This window comes from Algoriphagus locisalis, assembly GCF_900116615.1.
Classification (GTDB): domain Bacteria; phylum Bacteroidota; class Bacteroidia; order Cytophagales; family Cyclobacteriaceae; genus Algoriphagus; species Algoriphagus locisalis.
In genome coordinates, this window is the sequence record NZ_FPBF01000001.1 from 396,588 (window position 1) to 410,371 (window position 13,784).

14 protein-coding genes are annotated in these 13,784 nt (G+C 40.9%); 10 read left to right on the plus strand and 4 right to left on the minus strand.

Annotation, left to right across the window (positions count from 1 at the left end; genetic code table 11):
- Window positions 1-4: 4 nt before the first annotated feature.
- Complete coding sequence (locus BM386_RS01705; protein ID WP_091691334.1) at window positions 5-232, minus strand: FeoA family protein; 228 nt, start codon at window positions 230-232, stop codon at window positions 5-7.
- 169 nt (window positions 233-401) lie between these two features.
- On the opposite strand from BM386_RS01705, the gene BM386_RS01710 reads away from it, so the two are divergent.
- Window positions 402-1,058: a Crp/Fnr family transcriptional regulator gene (locus BM386_RS01710; RefSeq protein ID WP_091691335.1), complete on the plus strand. Its 657-nt coding sequence runs from the start codon at window positions 402-404 to the stop codon at window positions 1,056-1,058.
- On the opposite strand, the gene BM386_RS01715 is transcribed toward BM386_RS01710, so the two are convergent.
- A complete protein-coding gene (locus BM386_RS01715) occupies window positions 1,059-1,862 on the minus strand; it encodes a universal stress protein (RefSeq protein WP_091691336.1) in 804 nt (267 codons plus the stop codon). It abuts the gene before it with no gap.
- 214 nt (window positions 1,863-2,076) lie between these two features.
- Here BM386_RS01715 and BM386_RS01720 point away from each other — a divergent pair, with 214 nt between their 5' ends.
- Window positions 2,077-2,883: a sulfite exporter TauE/SafE family protein gene (locus BM386_RS01720; protein ID WP_091691337.1), complete on the plus strand. Its 807-nt coding sequence runs from the start codon at window positions 2,077-2,079 to the stop codon at window positions 2,881-2,883.
- Window positions 2,884-3,142: 259 nt separating this feature from the next.
- Window positions 3,143-4,666, plus strand: coding sequence for a DUF4394 domain-containing protein (locus BM386_RS01725; protein ID WP_091691338.1), 1,524 nt, complete (start codon window positions 3,143-3,145; stop codon window positions 4,664-4,666).
- A gap of 64 nt (window positions 4,667-4,730) precedes the next feature.
- Here the strand turns inward: BM386_RS01725 and BM386_RS01730 are convergent, their stop codons facing one another.
- Window positions 4,731-5,381, minus strand: coding sequence for a sulfate ABC transporter permease (locus BM386_RS01730; RefSeq protein ID WP_091691339.1), 651 nt, complete (start codon window positions 5,379-5,381; stop codon window positions 4,731-4,733).
- 97 nt (window positions 5,382-5,478) lie between these two features.
- Here BM386_RS01730 and BM386_RS01735 point away from each other — a divergent pair, with 97 nt between their 5' ends.
- From BM386_RS01735 to BM386_RS01760, 6 genes are all read left to right on the plus strand, one after another.
- Entirely contained in the window at window positions 5,479-6,654 is a 1,176-nt protein-coding gene (locus BM386_RS01735; protein ID WP_244545435.1) for a tetratricopeptide repeat protein, read from the plus strand.
- 209 nt (window positions 6,655-6,863) lie between these two features.
- The gene (locus BM386_RS01740; protein ID WP_091691915.1) at window positions 6,864-7,346 is read left to right on the plus strand and encodes an Lrp/AsnC family transcriptional regulator; all 483 of its coding nucleotides are present in this window, start codon (window positions 6,864-6,866) and stop codon (window positions 7,344-7,346) included.
- Between the two features lie 57 nt (window positions 7,347-7,403).
- Entirely contained in the window at window positions 7,404-7,946 is a 543-nt protein-coding gene (locus tag BM386_RS01745) for an NUDIX domain-containing protein (protein ID WP_091691341.1), read from the plus strand.
- A 1-nt stretch (window position 7,947) separates the two neighbouring features.
- A complete protein-coding gene (locus BM386_RS01750) occupies window positions 7,948-9,303 on the plus strand; it encodes an MATE family efflux transporter (RefSeq protein ID WP_091691342.1) in 1,356 nt (451 codons plus the stop codon).
- Window positions 9,304-9,372: 69 nt separating this feature from the next.
- Window positions 9,373-10,725 carry a M24 family metallopeptidase gene (locus tag BM386_RS01755; protein WP_091691343.1) on the plus strand — a complete coding sequence of 451 codons (1,353 nt, stop codon included), beginning with the start codon at window positions 9,373-9,375 and terminating at the stop codon, window positions 10,723-10,725.
- A gap of 193 nt (window positions 10,726-10,918) precedes the next feature.
- A complete protein-coding gene (locus tag BM386_RS01760; RefSeq protein WP_091691344.1) occupies window positions 10,919-11,353 on the plus strand; it encodes a hypothetical protein in 435 nt (144 codons plus the stop codon).
- Window positions 11,354-11,619: 266 nt separating this feature from the next.
- Here BM386_RS01760 and BM386_RS01765 read toward each other — a convergent pair whose 3' ends face one another.
- Window positions 11,620-12,795 (minus strand): MFS transporter, encoded by a 1,176-nt coding sequence (locus BM386_RS01765; RefSeq protein ID WP_091691345.1) that lies wholly within the window; start codon window positions 12,793-12,795, stop codon window positions 11,620-11,622.
- A gap of 213 nt (window positions 12,796-13,008) precedes the next feature.
- Here BM386_RS01765 and BM386_RS01770 point away from each other — a divergent pair, with 213 nt between their 5' ends.
- A complete protein-coding gene (locus BM386_RS01770; protein ID WP_091691346.1) occupies window positions 13,009-13,659 on the plus strand; it encodes a putative polyvalent protein kinase domain-containing protein in 651 nt (216 codons plus the stop codon).
- Window positions 13,660-13,784 lie beyond the last annotated feature (125 nt).

Below are 13,784 nucleotides of genomic sequence, written 5' to 3' on the forward strand. Positions count from 1 at the left end.
AAATTCAGAGCAATTGTACTTCAATGAGCGAAGCTTCAGTTTTTCTTAAGGCAAGGATAGTTTCATCAAGCTTAAACGCCATTGGACCTCCCATTGGGGCAGAGTGATGTAGTGTGATTGTTTTTCCTGGTAAAAAACCAAGTTCCATCAAGTTGATTTTCAACGGAGAATCTAAGATATCTTGGATAATTGCAGCCCGGGTGATAGGTATTGAATCAGCAGTTATTAACATAGTTTTGACTTGGCCTTTTGACCGATTGCAAAAATAGGATTATTTGGAATGAATCTAAAGAAAAACAAAGAAGATTTTTGTCATGTTTTTGACCCGGAATCGATTTTGTGATCTATATCACTTAGATAAAATGCATTGATTCTTATATTGGCCATCTTTTCACTACGATATGACTACAGAAGAACTAAAAGAAGCACTACCTATTTTCACTGATACTGCACTGCTAGAGCAACTTATAGAAAAAGGACAAATCCTGGAATTACAGGCTGGTAAAGTACTTATGGAGCCTGGCCAGTTTGTGAAGATGGTGCCAATCGTGTTGGAGGGATCAATTAAGATTTCCAGAATGGACGATGAGGGGAGAGAGTTGTTCTTGTATTTTTTGGATGCGGGAGAGACCTGCGCCTTATCCTTGACGTGTTGTTCGGCTTCAAAGCCTAGTGAGATAAAGGCAGTTGTCGAGGAAGATGTTACACTTATTGCTATACCGATAACTGCTATCGAGCAATTCTCAAATGATTTCAAGCAATGGAAGGATTTTGTGTCAAATACCTACCAAAACCGTTTCCAGGAAATGCTGGTGGCATTGGATGCTGTGGCTTTCAAACGAATGGATGAGCGGCTGATGGGATATATAGTAACCAAAATGAAGCAGCTAAAGACGAATGAGCTTCATACTACTCACCAGGAAATTGCCAATGAGCTTACGACTTCCCGAGAAGTAGTTTCTAGATTGCTGAAGCAATTGGAAAAGAAGAAGTGGATTGAACTGGGAAGAAATGTGATTTATATCCGTGATGATTTCGAAGAGTTGATCAGTAAGTGATCAGACCATTACCAGAAGCGGGACTTTAGAATGAAAAACCATTTCAATGGTTCTACTCCTGTTAAGAATCTGCTCCCAGAGGTTTTTATGCTCATGGCACATCACTAAGATTGTATTTTCATTTTCTTCCAAAAACTGGTCTAGACCCTCTATGGGTGTTTTTGCATAAAATGTATGAATCTTGACAGGTAATCCAGGATACTGGGAAACAATTAAATTCTCTAATTTTTTGATGCCAGGATCTTCCTCAAAGGCATTGGCAGTTTGTACGTGGATGAATTCTAAGCGCCGTTCCCATCGCTTGCTCATGTCGATTACCCAATCGATGAATTTTTCTTCGTGACTCGCAAATTCTAATGCGAGGGCAATCTTTCGAATATCCTTTGCCACGGATTCCGCCGGAACTACCAGGACAGGTACAGCCGATTCTTTAATCAGGTTGATCGTCGTACTACCTATCAAGGCAAGTTTAATTCCGCTTGCTCCTTGAGTTCCCATCACGATCAGGGTGGCATCTAGTTCCTTCGCCAGTCTAGCAACTGAAATAGAAGCTGTGCCTTCTTTGATTACAGTTTTAAAGGATAGAGCTGAGTCTTTGTATTTCTCCAAGACCTCTTGCATCAACTTTTCAGCATCCCGGTGCATACTTTCTATAGCGACTGCCGCCTGGGATGCGAAATCAAAAACGGCCTCTATCACATGCACTAAGACCACTTCACCTTCCTTTTTTTCCGCTAGGGCTACAGCAAAATCTAATGCGTTAAGTGAGTTTTCCGAAAAATCGATCGCAAGAATTATTTTCATGGCTAGTGGATTACTTTAGTCAATTTAAGCAAATGTGGAGGAATAAAAGTGGGATTCTGCAGATGTAATCTGAATTATTTTGCAACTAGAGCTAGTGGATTTAGCATAAAAATTTCATCAAAGTTTTTTTCTATCCAAACCCAGTGTAACATTTGTCACTTCATACGCTAAGGCTTGCAGGTACTTTTGTGCTATCAAATCTTAGAAATTTATTATGGACATTATCGTATTAGTAGGATATACAGCTGCAGTTATTATCGGGATCAGTCTGGGGCTTATTGGGGGTGGAGGGTCTATTTTGACTGTGCCAGTTCTGGTTTATATTTTGGGGTTAGACCCAGTACTGGCTACCGCATATTCGCTTTTTGTGGTGGGAAGTACTTCTCTGGTAGGGTCATTTACCTATATGAAAAAACAGCTGGTGGACTATAGAACGGCCTTGGTTTTTGCTGTTCCTTCTTTTATTGCAGTATTCTTAACACGGAAATTCATCGTCCCAGCTCTTCCGGATCCTTTGTTTGACATGGCAGGAATGGAGGTTACCAAGAGCATAGGCATCATGGTGTTGTTTGCAATAATTATGCTTGCAGCCTCTTACTCCATGATCAAACGAAATGGAAATGCGAAAGATGAGGAAGAAAGCGTGGTGAAGTTTAATATTCCTTTGATTGCCTTGGAAGGAATAGTAGTGGGATTAATTACCGGATTGGTGGGAGCTGGTGGAGGTTTTTTGATTATTCCGGCACTGGTTCTACTTGCTAAACTACCGATGAAAATGGCTGTGGGAACATCCTTGTTAATCATAGCAGCAAAATCCTTAATAGGGTTTTTGGGCGATGTTGCCAATCAAACGATAGATTGGAAAATGCTCCTGATTTTCACAGGTTTATCCATAGTTGGTATTTTTATAGGTAGCTCCCTCTCAAAGAAAATAAACGAACAGGCGCTTAAAAAAGGCTTTGGATGGTTTGTTTTAATTATGGGGTTTTACATCATTACAACCGAGCTTATTTCAATGTAACTGGTTGATTTCCAATTTTTTTAAGGAAGGTTGGCTACTTGATTTCATGTGTTAATAATTTGTATTTCAATGGCCACATAGCCTGTCCCAAACTTGATTCGGGAGAATCTCGCATACCTTATAATCATCCCAGTGTGTGACGATCTTCGATATGCTCGATTTCATATTAGGAGTTTTACTTTTTTGAAAATTTATTTTCTACTGAAAAATCCAGTTGGATAGTTGGGTTCGTAATTGATTGAAACTAACTAATCAACTAATGAAAACAAGAAACATTTTCCCCGCACTTCTTGCCAGTATGATTTTGTCACTGGCGTTTATCTCATGTGATGACAAAGATGAGGATAGAAATCCTATCATCGACATGCCTGGCACTGCACCAGAAGTAAGTTTCACAGCATTGACTCCAGACAATATGATTTTGATGTATGATGCTCAAAATCTTTCCGCCCCGACAAGTTCCATGGAAATTACTGGGCTGGGGTCAGGTGAGATGATCGTATCTATTGATTACCGTCCGGCTACCGGTCAGCTTTATGCTCTTAGTTCTATGAGCCGAATTTATCACATCAATGAAAACTCAGGTGCTGCCACTGCTTTAGGTGCTGCTGCATTCACTCCAGCTTATCAAGGAGCAAATCCTTCTTTGGATTTTAATCCTACGGTAGATAGAATACGATTGGTGACCGAATCAGGTCAAAATCTACGACTACATCCAGAACTGGGTACCGTGGTCGCTACTGACGGCTCTATTAATGGAGGTATGAATCCCCGAATCGGAGCAGTTGCTTATACCAATAGCTTTTCCGGAACAACGATGACAACTCTTTTTGATATTGATTTTGAGCAGGACAAGCTTTATAAGCAAGTGCCGCCAAATGATGGAGGCCTGGAAGAAGTAGGTGATCTGGGAGTAGATTTTGATGGCCTTGGTGACATGGATATCAATCCTGATAATTCTGTAGCTCTGGCTGTGAATAGAAAAGAGGATGAGTCCAGACTTTATACAATTGACCTTTCTTCTGGTGAGGCTATGTGGGTAGGTACATTTTCCCAGCCAGTCGTAAGCATAGCATTCAAAACCAATCCAATTGCTTATGCTACGGATGCTGACAATAAGCTGTACCGATTTGATCCTACTAGTCCTGAGCCTATCGCGGTGGATATTACAGGGTTGATGGATGGCGAAATGCTTATAGGTCTGGATTTCCGTCCTGCAAATGGTCAATTGCTGGCAGTATCTAATATGAGCCAGTTATATAGCGTAAATCCATCCAGTGGAGCTGTAACAGCAATTGGAGATCCTTTGATGCCAGCTGCAATGGGCACATTTATAGGATTTGATTTCAATCCTACTGTAGATAGAATCCGTCTGATTACTGATGAGGGACAGAATCTACGACTTCACCCGGACTTAGGGACGGTAGTGGCAGTAGATGGAAGTCTTAGTCCTGGGTCACCTATGGCCAGCGGAGCTGCCTATACGAAGAACTTTGCCGGAACTACAGAAACTGCGCTTTTCGTAGTGGATGCTCAGAATGATATGTTATATCAAGTTTCCCCTCCAAACGATGGCGTACTTGTGGAAATCGGTGCATTAGGAATCGATATTACCAGCGATAATGGATTTGATGTAGGTGGTACCTCCGATATGGCTTACGGAGTTTTCACTGTAGGTGGAGCAACGGGAGTGTATTCAGTGAATCTAATGACTGGAGCAACATCCAAGGTTTCTGATCTGAATTTCAATCCGACTACCATGGCATTAGGTCTAGGGTTCTAAATCAGCAATAAAATTAAAAAAAAGAGGGTCAGTCAATTCTGATCCTCTTTTTTTTGCCAATAAATTAAGCTCTATAAACCATAATATACCAAGTGAGCCATATAGCCAGAGGGATATAATAGCTGATGAAAACCACAAGGGAACATTCTCCAAATGGTCTTCGACTGATCATATGAAAACCATACAGCCATACTATTCCGTAGATAATTTCGAAGATATTTAGCGTGGCAAAAGTGTAGTGATATTGAGGGGCTACGTTTTCTGAACCTAATAAGGAAAGTAAAGATAGGGGCCGGAATTCATCTATTTCCATGTAAGTCACCCCAGTGGATGGAGAGATGTAAACCAAAAGGCGAACCAGTTCAGGGAAAATAAATACCACTTCTGCAATCAGTGCAAACTGCCAAAGTTCTTTGTAAGGGACTTTGTAGCCAATTAAAAACGCGCCCAGCCAAAAGAGGAAGGATATTACAGTGAATTTCCACAGCAAAGCAAAAGGTGTCCAGAGGTAATTGAGTGCATTGAAAATATGAAAAATCATAAAATCCCCTCGTGCTTCCAGGTTGTCATAATCCGGGATAGCTTCAAGAATTAAGGTATTGGTGAGATACCTGATCAGCAGAAACAAAAACACCAGTACGAAAAAATAAACCCGTTTGTCGAAATCAATTAGTTCTTTCAGACGTTGTCCCTCTGGAGTTAAAGTTTTAGCCATAATTGTGATGAATCTTGGCCAAATCTAAAATTTTGTTTGGGAATACCTCTAATTTTGAGTTTTAAAAAGGAATAAATATATGTTGACACGAATCGTAATGATTCTTAGTATTTGGGTTAGTTGCTTCAGTCTTGTACAGGCGCAGGAGGCAGAAGCTGATTCTATGTTCTTTGCGCCTTCTAAATATTTACTACTGGACAAGGGGCTACAGTTTAGAATTACCAAAGCCATTAATAGCATGTATAATTTTGATTTTGCTGCGGCAGAGCGGGATTATGCTGTGCTTGCTATTCAATACCCGGATCACCCATTGCCGGAGTTTTTAGTGGCTTTGGGCTATTGGTGGAGGATAGAAGTAGATGTGACCAATGAAAAATACGATGCTACTTTACTCAAATACCTAGACCGGTCTATAGATAAGGCTCAGGCCATGTTTGATGCTGATGAGGAAAATAAGGAAGCGGCTTTCTTTTTAGCTGCAGGATATGGCTTCAAGGGAAGGCTATATTCCGAAAGAAGAAGCTGGACAAAAGCTGCCTGGGCGGGTAAAAATGCACTGAAATACATGGAATACAGTAGGGGAGAAGAAGAATTCAATCCTGAATTGCTTCTAGGTGATGCGCTGTTCAATTACTTCTCCGAATGGATACCTGAACATTACCCGCTAATGAGGCCAGTCATGGCACTTTTCCCTAAGGGAAATAAGGAACTTGGTTTGCAGCAACTTGAGGAAGTAGCTACTAATGCATTCTACACACGAATAGAGGCGCAGTATTTCCTTTTCAGACTTTATGCTTCCGAGGAAAAGGAGCCCTTTAAGGCGCTACAGATTTCTGAGTACTTACATACTAAATACCCGGACAATCCCTATTTCCACAGGTCATATGCCCGGCATCTATATGCCGTAGGGCGATGGCCACAGTCGGTGCAGGAATCCAAAGAGATACTCGACCGGATTGATGCTGGGCAAATGGGCTATGAATCGAATAGTGGGAGGTATGCCGCATTTTATATTGCCCAATTCAATGAACGCATGGGCAATCAGGCAGAAGCTAAGAAGTATTACCTGAAAACGCTGTCCTACGGTGAGGAATCCGAATCTCAAGAAAGCGGCTATTATTTGCATTCCTTGCTTCAATTGGGAAAGATCGCGAATCAGGAGAAAAACAAGACTCTTGCTAAAAAGTATTTCAAAGAAGTAAAGAAGTATGCCAAGCGAAAACATCCCGCTCATCAAGAAGCGCGAGAATATATCAAAAAGAATAAACTTTAATTGAAAATGTTACGTCTTTAATGGTGCTAACAGGAGAAAATTTGAATTTATCAAAGGAGACAAGTGATTTTAAAAGGATTGTTTGTGTAAACCCTTGGAAATATTAAGAAAATTTCGAATTTACTCTTGAAAATTCTGATGAATGGTTTAAAACAATCATCAATTATATTAACTTTGCACCATATAAAATTTTGTAAATGCAAGAGATCATGGATCATAGCTTAAGAATAAAATTCGATAAAATCGACAGGAAGATTCTAGAAATCTTACAGGCTAATGCCAAAATCACGAATGCTCAGTTATCAAAAGATATTGGGCTTTCTCCTGCCCCTACTTTGGAGCGAGTGAAGAAGCTGGAGCAGTCTGGAATCATAAAGAGTTATCATGCAAAGCTAGATCCTGAGAAGATTGGCTTGGGCGTGAGTACATTTGTTTTGGTGAGCTTGATAGGTCACAACAAAGGGAATATTGAAGCCTTCATGAAGGAAATAAATATCATACCGGAAGTGATAGAGTGTCACCATATCACCGGTACTGGAGATTTTATCCTCAAGATTATCGCAAAGGATATTACATCCTATCAGAACTTGATGCTTGAGAAAGTGTCTGAAATCAAAGAAGTAGATTCCATGCAATCCATGGTTATTTTATCTACTTTCAAAGATTCTAAAGTAATGCCGATTCCGGTTTAGTCAATCATTTATATATGCTAAAGGGTGGCTTAAAGTCGCCCTTTTTTTTTGAGAAAAATGGAACAGAATCCCTGGAAAACACGCAAAATTACCCAGATCTATGAAAATCCTTGGATCAAAGTGGAGCATCATGACATCGTAAACCCTGCTGGAAACGAAGGGGTTTATGGCAAGGTGCATTTCAAGAATAGGGCAATGGGAATTATTCCGATTGATGCTGAAGGAAATACCTGGATCATTGGTCAATATCGCTACACCCTGGATGAATACGCTTGGGAAATACCTATGGGCGGAGGGCCTTTGGAAGAAGATAAATTGGAAAGTGCCAAACGCGAACTGAAGGAAGAGACTGGCCTGTCTGCGCAAAAATGGACGGAAATCATGAAAATACATACTTCAAACTCTGTCACTGATGAAGTAGGGTACATTTACTTGGCCGAAGAATTAACTCAGGGAGAAACTGAATTTGAAGAGACTGAAGTGCTCAAAATAAAGAAATTACCTTTCTCACAAGTACTGGAAATGGTGTTGAATGGAGAAATCACAGATGCAATCAGTATAGCTGGAATTCTCAAAGTGGCAAGAATGATAAATTTGTAATATGACGATTAAGGATCATTTCAAGACCACCTTCACGCTGGCATTCCCTGTGGTTTTAAGTCAATTGGGACAAGTTTTAGTGGGCGTGGCCGATAGTATGATGGTAGGCCGCATGGGTGCTGTTCCTTTGGCTGCTGCATCCTTGGGGAATAGTATATTTTTTGTTATTCTCATGTTTGGAATGGGGATTTCCATGGGTATTACTCCGTTGGTTTCTGTGGCTGAAGGAAAAGGTAAATTCAAGCGAATTGGTCATCTTTTTCAGCATGGTTTATGGATCAATATTTCCACCGCATTACTTTTAACTGTAGTTGTCCTAGGTTTATCTCAAGGCCTACATTTCCTTGATCAGCCGGAAGAAGTAGTGACACTCACCATTCCGTACCTTTTTATTATTACAGCATCACTTTTGCCTTTTATGATTTTTCAGTCATTTAAGCAGCTGGCAGAAGGTCTTTCCCAGACAAAACAGGCGATGTACGTCACTATTTTTTGTAATCTGGTTAACGTATTTCTAAACTGGGTATTTATTTATGGAAATCTTGGATCTCCTGAATTGGGCCTTAACGGAGCTGGTTTGGCAACGTTGATTTCTAGAGTATTGATGCCGCTCATGATGGGCTGGTATGTCATGCGTTCTAAAAGATATAGCGTATTCAACCTACAGTTGGGACTGGGAAAACTTAGATTTCTTCTGCTGAATAGAATCCTTAAAATCGGCGTTCCTACAGGTTTTCAATACATATTCGAAGTGAGTGCATTCAGTGCCGCTGCCATTATGATGGGCTGGATAGGCGTTAATGCGCTAGCAGCACATCAGATTGCTATCAACCTGGCGTCAGTGAGTTACATGATGGTTTCGGGTCTGAGTACCGCTGGTATGATCCGGGTGAGCAATCAGATCGGACGCAATAATTTCAAAGGAATGCGGGAGGCAGGGATGGTTGTTTTCGGGATGGTTTTGGTTTTTATGTCAGTCACTGGCTTGCTATTCATTCTGATGAGATTCTATCTACCTACCCTTTATATCAATAATGAGGAGGTCATAACACTTTCTGCATCCTTGCTGATTATTGCGGGTTTGTTCCAACTCTCCGATGGAGTGCAGGTGGCAGGTTTGGGAGTGTTAAGAGGGCTGGAAGATGTGAGATTCCCTACCTTGATCACCTTGGTTGCGTACTGGGTGATTGGACTTCCCCTAGGTTATTTCTTGGCTTTTGAGCTTGGTTTTGCTGAAAAGGGCATATGGTACGGTTTGTTGATTGGACTAAGTGTGACTGCGGTAGTCTTGTTTTACCGATTCCACAAATTGAGTAATCGTATGATTACCGCAAATAAACCTGTGGTGTCAGTATAAGGATTCTCGTACCATTCTTATCAGCAGTTCCTTCTTTTTGTTATATCTTCAGGACAAAACCCCTCTATTATGATCAAAAAGCTACCTTTCCTTTTCTTAGTTTTTCTTATTTCCAATCTTGTTTCTGCTCAGAACATAGCCGTTTTAACCCAGCGTGAGCAGGCCAAAGTGATTGATACCTGGCTGGAATACCGTATTGAGAATCTGCTTCCAGAGTTGATGACCGAAACTGGAATTGATATGTGGGTGGTGATCTCCAGAGAATACAATGAGGATCCTGTAATTAGAACCATGCTTCCTTCCACTTGGCAAGCCGCGAGGAGACGTACTATTCTGGTGATGTATCAGCCTTCGGCAAATGCTCCTGTGGAAACATATGCGGTGGCTAGATACGATGTAGGTAAATCTTTCAAAAGAGCTTGGGATCCAGAGAATCAGCCTGACCAGTGGAAAGCTTTGATGGAATTAATCTCTTCCAAAAACCCAAAGAAAATAGGCTTGAACTACGCTAAGGATTATGGACATGCAGATGGCTTGACCACAAACGAGCATCAGGTCTTCCTTGACTATTTACCCGAAAATCTTCAATCAAATGTTGTTTCAGCACAAACCTTGGCGGTTCGCTGGCTGGAAACTAGAACAGAGCCTGAAATGGCTACTTATAAGCATATTCAGGAGATCGCACATTCCATTATATCAGAAGGACTTTCCGAGGCAGTGATCACGCCCGGAGTGACTACTACAGAAGATGTGATTTGGTGGTATAGGGAGAGAATCAAGGAACTGAAATTGGATACCTGGTTTCATCCTTCTGTGGATATACAGCGTGCAGATCCGGCAAATAATGAGCAAAACAGAAACTTTGCAACCAAGTCGCCTGAATCAGTGATTATGCCTGGAGATTTGTTACATGTTGATTTTGGAATCACTTACCTAAGGCTGAATACCGATACTCAGGAAATGGCCTATGTGCTGAAAGCCGGAGAGACTGGGGTGCCGGAATACCTGAGCAAGGCTTTTGCGCAGGGAAATAGGGTTCAGGATATTTTGACTTCCAATTACGTAACCGGCAGAACGGGAAATGAGATTCTTCGGGCTTCACGTCAAGTAATGGGGGCAGAAGGAATCAGAGGAAGTATATACACGCATCCATTGGGTTTCTATGGTCACTCTGCAGGCCCAACTATAGGAATGTGGGATAATCAAGGGGATACTCCAGGTGCCGGGGAATTTCCACTTCATGAGAATACAGGCTATGCTATCGAATTGAACGCCGTGGTTTTTGTGCCTGAATGGAATAAGGATGTGAGAATAATGCTGGAAGAGGGTGCATTATTTGACGGCCAAAAAGTGACGTATTACAACGGCCGACAGAAAGAGATCTTCTCTATTCCAAGAGCCAATAAGCATCTTGGACTTTGAAATTTGAAATACGTTTATTTTAACTGCATTCTGTTTCAAAACCTTAAGCTTGTATGAAATCGAGCCTGCCTGAGGCAGACAGGCATGACCCAAATCGAGACACAGAGGTATGATTATAGTGCTTGCGAAGATTCCATCCCGTATCCTTCGTCACGGGACAGGTTGTGGCAATTAAAAATCAAATTTTAAACACATGAATAAAGTCATTCTTTTTGCTCTTAGCTCCCTCTTTTTGATTGATTGTAATGCACAATCAAATGCAGTTCAGGATCTTTCGGATGAAAAATCATTAAGTTATGTGTTAGCAACTATCGAGGAAGTGGTTTATTCAAACCATGAGCTCTATAATCGGAGTTTCTTTGTCAATGTCTATATAATGTCTGACTCCAAAGCTACTCCAGAAGGATACTTTGAAGGATATGATGGAGTTTTGTCCAGTGTCTTGGTTTCTATTGCTCCCGATGGCGACTATTATACAGCTAGCCAACTTTATAAAATTGAGGGGATTCTTAATCCAAAAATTCTTGAGATGAAGGAAACTAGTTACCCAGAGTTTGTACTGTCAATTGAGCACGGGGAAGCAACTAGCAGAAAGGTTGTTGAATATAAACTCGATTTTAAAGAATGACAGCTTTTTCCCGCAAATTATCGCCGATTTTAATGCGCAGATTATCGCAGATTTTTTAGCGATTAGCTTTAAAATCGGCGTAAAGTTAACCTTGTGATCCGCGTAAAATCTGCGGCTTTATCAGCGTTTATCTGCGGGAAAGAGCTATGCTAAGTGTTAATTTATGAATAAAGACTTAGTCAGTGATTTGTAGGGATTAGCTTTAAGATCCGCGTAAAATCTGCGGATTTATCAGCGGCTATCTGCGGGAAACCTACTCATACCCATTATTCCAATGCTACGATCTGATTCTTTTTCACAAAAAGCAACCCAACAAAAGCCAATCCTGCCATTCCGGCACTGGTAAGAAATACCAAGCGGAAGTTGTCTGCACTATTTGCAAATAGAAATCCTGAAGTCAGTGCGCCAATTCCAATCCCGGCCTCTAAGGCAATATACATGGTGGCCAATGCTCTTCCCCGGAATTGATCCAGAGAGAGATCAACCACCCAAGCTGCAGTGGTAGGGCTGTACATCCCAATTGCACAGCCAAAAAGTACCCCTGATCCCAATAAGCCAAACTTGCTTTCTGCAAAGGCGATCAAAACCATCGCACAAACTAAGGTCGCGCTGGCAACTCGCATGACTGGAATTCTCCCGTATCGATCTGAGGTTTTTCCTGCCAAAAGTCTAATCCCAAGAGAGGAAAGCGTAAATACCCCAAAGAAAAGGCCTTTGTTTTCTATGTCCAAATGCGTTGAGAAATCCGGGATTATGGTAAGTACAACGCCAAAAGAAAAGCAACACAAAAAGAGTATTCCAGAAGGAACGAGCACTCTCTTTTCTATAATTTCATCTCTAGTTAGACGAAACATTTTCAAAGAAATACCCTCTTTATCTGGCAAGGTTTCTTTGAGTTTCAGAAGGATCAGAATGGAAAATACAGAGGTGAATGCAGAGACGTAGAATACCGTTTCCAAAGGAAATAAGGTAGCCATCCAGCCACCGATTGCCGGTCCAGCGGCCATGCCCATGGATCCGAATAGAGAAAATATGCCCATTGCTTCCCCACGCTTTTGGTAAGGAACAATGTCTGCTACATAGGCTGAAGCTCCGGTAGGCGTAAAGCCCGTAGAAAAGCCGTGAGCGAATCTTAAAAACAGAAATCCACCCACAAAACTTAGCAGAGGATAGAGCATCCCGACAATAAAACAAACACTCGCCCCGATCATCATTACCGGTATTCTCCCGATTTTATCCGCAAGCTTTCCGCTAAAAGGTCTGGAAAGCCCAGCTGAGAGTGTGAACAAGGCGATGATAAATCCTTTGTAGTCTTCGCCTCCCAGGGATGTCAAGTACTGCGGAAGTTCTGGGATAATCATATTGAAAGAAGAAAAAAATAGAAATGAGCTCAGGCAGAGAAGGGAGAAGTCTAGGGTAAAAAAGCTGGGGAGGATTCGCATGAGAGCTGCGAAAATAAGAAAAATGGGGGATAGCGTAGCAAGATTCTAGTAGTATAAGATAAGTGTCTCGGAGGAAAATTAAATGCCTATAATCCTGATTTGAGACCAAAGAAAGAGCTAAACTGTTTGATTATCAATGGGTAGAGTTTGGTTTCGAATTTTCAGGCAGTAATTAAAATAATCCTTATTTTGATTAAATTGCCGTTCAAATGTATGGACGTAAAACAAACCAAATATGAATTACAGCATATCATTCAAGGAGCGAGCAGCGCAAGCTATGATGCGCTTATCCAGACAGTCTCCCACTACCTTAAAAGCGGCAAGAGAACAGGCCCAGTGGCTGAAGAAAAACACCAAAACAAAATTCAAGAAACAGCAAGGCTAAAAGTATTTGCAAAAGAAAACCAGCTTTTTATAAAGAAGATTTCCGAAGAGAAGTTTATTTCCAGTGGTGCAGAGCAAAAGGTTTATATCAAGGGTGCTAAGCAGGTGATTAAACTGAATGATGCAATTTATTATGCGTCTTGGGAGGATTACTTTCATAACCTCTTGTTGCATAATTATTTTTTTTCAGACACAGCTTATGAACTGCTTGGTTTTTATGAATTGAATTCAGTTTTGTATGCCGTAGTTTCTCAACCTTATGTAAAAGCAAACTGCATGACGGATTTGAATGAGGTAAAATCATTTATGGCAGTCAATGGTTTTCTGAATACCAGAAGACACGATTATTATCATCCAGATTTAGGGTTGATTATTGAAGATCTCCACGATGAAAATGTGTTAACTAACGATGGACTTCTCTACTTTATTGATACTGTTTTTTATATTGATCCAGTAGAATTTTGGAAAATTTTTAATTAAAAATTTGCAGGAAACTACCACAAAGTTTGGGAGCCAAAGTTTACATTCGGAAGCCGGACAATTGTGATATGTTCAGGAAAATACTTTTGGTAGTCGTGTTAAGAACAAACTCTACTTCTTGCCAA

What these genes read in the sequence shown, in the direction of transcription:
- BM386_RS01705 (WP_091691334.1), bottom strand. Translation starts at nt 232, where the DNA reads ATGTTAATAACTGCTGATTCAATACCTATCACCCGGGCTGCAATTATC.
- BM386_RS01710 (WP_091691335.1), top strand. Translation starts at nt 402, where the DNA reads ATGACTACAGAAGAACTAAAAGAAGCACTACCTATTTTCACTGATACT.
- BM386_RS01715 (WP_091691336.1), bottom strand. Translation starts at nt 1,862, where the DNA reads ATGAAAATAATTCTTGCGATCGATTTTTCGGAAAACTCACTTAACGCA.
- BM386_RS01720 (WP_091691337.1), top strand. Translation starts at nt 2,077, where the DNA reads ATGGACATTATCGTATTAGTAGGATATACAGCTGCAGTTATTATCGGG.
- BM386_RS01725 (WP_091691338.1), top strand. Translation starts at nt 3,143, where the DNA reads ATGAAAACAAGAAACATTTTCCCCGCACTTCTTGCCAGTATGATTTTG.
- BM386_RS01730 (WP_091691339.1), bottom strand. Translation starts at nt 5,381, where the DNA reads ATGGCTAAAACTTTAACTCCAGAGGGACAACGTCTGAAAGAACTAATT.
- BM386_RS01735 (WP_244545435.1), top strand. Translation starts at nt 5,479, where the DNA reads ATGATTCTTAGTATTTGGGTTAGTTGCTTCAGTCTTGTACAGGCGCAG.
- BM386_RS01740 (WP_091691915.1), top strand. Translation starts at nt 6,864, where the DNA reads ATGGATCATAGCTTAAGAATAAAATTCGATAAAATCGACAGGAAGATT.
- BM386_RS01745 (WP_091691341.1), top strand. Translation starts at nt 7,404, where the DNA reads ATGGAACAGAATCCCTGGAAAACACGCAAAATTACCCAGATCTATGAA.
- BM386_RS01750 (WP_091691342.1), top strand. Translation starts at nt 7,948, where the DNA reads ATGACGATTAAGGATCATTTCAAGACCACCTTCACGCTGGCATTCCCT.
- BM386_RS01755 (WP_091691343.1), top strand. Translation starts at nt 9,373, where the DNA reads ATGATCAAAAAGCTACCTTTCCTTTTCTTAGTTTTTCTTATTTCCAAT.
- BM386_RS01760 (WP_091691344.1), top strand. Translation starts at nt 10,919, where the DNA reads ATGAATAAAGTCATTCTTTTTGCTCTTAGCTCCCTCTTTTTGATTGAT.
- BM386_RS01765 (WP_091691345.1), bottom strand. Translation starts at nt 12,795, where the DNA reads ATGCGAATCCTCCCCAGCTTTTTTACCCTAGACTTCTCCCTTCTCTGC.
- BM386_RS01770 (WP_091691346.1), top strand. Translation starts at nt 13,009, where the DNA reads ATGGACGTAAAACAAACCAAATATGAATTACAGCATATCATTCAAGGA.